Source organism: Streptomyces sp. 13-12-16, assembly GCF_002114215.1.
Lineage (GTDB): Bacteria > Actinomycetota > Actinomycetes > Streptomycetales > Streptomycetaceae > Streptomyces.
In genome coordinates this window covers 38,777-40,037 of the sequence record NZ_NCTE01001238.1, presented here as the reverse complement: position 1 = coordinate 40,037, position 1,261 = coordinate 38,777, and the positions used below count along the sequence as shown (strand labels likewise).

Genomic DNA, 1,261 nt, shown 5'->3' with positions numbered 1-1,261 from the left:
AGGGCTTCCGCGGCATCGCGACCAGATACGACAAGACCGCCACCTCATACGAGGCAGCGGTCAGTCTCGCGTCGCTCCTGCTCTGGGCAAGATCCGTTTGAAGACGGACCCTAATCTGCCCGGCCGGTGACGGCGACAGATGCCCCAAGGCCGATCATGGCCAGCCCTCCCGTGCCACCGATCAGTGACATGCGGCGGGGAGAACGCCCCAGCCAGGCACGCGCAGTGGAGGCGGTCAGCCCCCAGATGCCGTCGGAGACCAGTTGCAGCAGGGCTCCGGCCAGCCCCAGGAGGAGCATCTGGAGGCTGGCGTGGCCGGCTTCCGGGTCGACGAACTGAGGCAGGACGGCGGTGAGGAAGACGATGCTCTTCGGGTTGGTCACCCCGACGACGAACCCCGCCCGGACCGAGCCGCCGCCACCGCCGGGCGCGGCACCCGAGGCGGTCCTCGTGATCGCCCGGTCCCTCCAGCTCGCCCGCAGCGCCTTCGCGCCGAGAAAGACGAGGTAAGCGGCTCCGGCCAGCTTGATCACGTTGAAGAGCAAGACCGAACGCTCGACCACGCTCCCAACGCCCATGGCCACCGCGATGACAAGCACGTAACCGCCGAGCGCGTTGCCGAGGACAGAAGACAACGCCGTTCTACGCCCGTGGGCGAGAGCTCGTCCGATGACGAAGAGCACGCTCGGTCCTGGGACGGCTGACAGAAGTAACGACATGGCGCAGAAAGCGAGCAACTGATGGGAGTCGACCATGGACGGAATTTTCGCCCCCCGTGGGCGGGTGTCACCAGACCGACTTTAGCCCTAGGGTCCGTCTTCAAAGATCATCAGATCGTGGATCATGGTGGGGTGGTACGTCGTCATGAACTCACTGACCAGGAGTGGGAGTTGCTCGCTCCGCTGATACCGCGGGCCGCGACGGGCCGGCCGCGGGTGTCGGACCGGCAGGTCATCAACGGGATGGTCTACAAGATCCGCACCGGGATCTCGTGGCGTGACCTGCCCGAACGCTACGGGCCTTGGCAGACGGTCTACACCCGCTTCCGCCGCTACGCGATCGACGGGGTGTTCACCCGGGCCCTGCAGCAGATCCAGGCCCGGGCCGACGCCGCCGGTGACATCGACTGGCTGGTCCAGATCGACTCCACCATCGTCCGCGCCCACCAGCACGCCGCCGCCACCGGCCGAAAAGGGGGAATCAGCGGCCGGACGAACCGGACGATCACGCCCTCGGCCGATCCCGGGGCGGACTGACCACG

The 1,261-nt window shown here is 67.2% G+C and carries 2 protein-coding genes; one reads left to right on the top strand and one right to left on the bottom strand.

All coding sequences use genetic code 11. From position 1 onward, the window contains the following. Nucleotides 1-110 precede the first annotated feature (110 nt). Nucleotides 111-755 (bottom strand): LysE family translocator, encoded by a 645-nt coding sequence (locus B7767_RS38580; protein WP_085576032.1) that lies wholly within the window; start codon nucleotides 753-755, stop codon nucleotides 111-113. Between B7767_RS38580 and B7767_RS38575 the strand changes: the two genes are divergently transcribed. Beyond that, a complete protein-coding gene (locus B7767_RS38575; protein ID WP_085576035.1) occupies nucleotides 741-1,256 on the top strand; it encodes an IS5 family transposase in 516 nt (171 codons plus the stop codon). The genes B7767_RS38580 and B7767_RS38575 overlap by 15 nt on opposite strands. Nucleotides 1,257-1,261: the final 5 nt, after the last annotated feature.

Bases quoted from the DNA above. Each gene is read 5' to 3' on its own strand.
- B7767_RS38575 (WP_085576035.1), top strand. From the start codon at position 741: ATGGGAGTCGACCATGGACGGAATTTTCGCCCCCCGTGGGCGGGTGTC.
- B7767_RS38580 (WP_085576032.1), bottom strand. From the start codon at position 755: ATGGTCGACTCCCATCAGTTGCTCGCTTTCTGCGCCATGTCGTTACTT.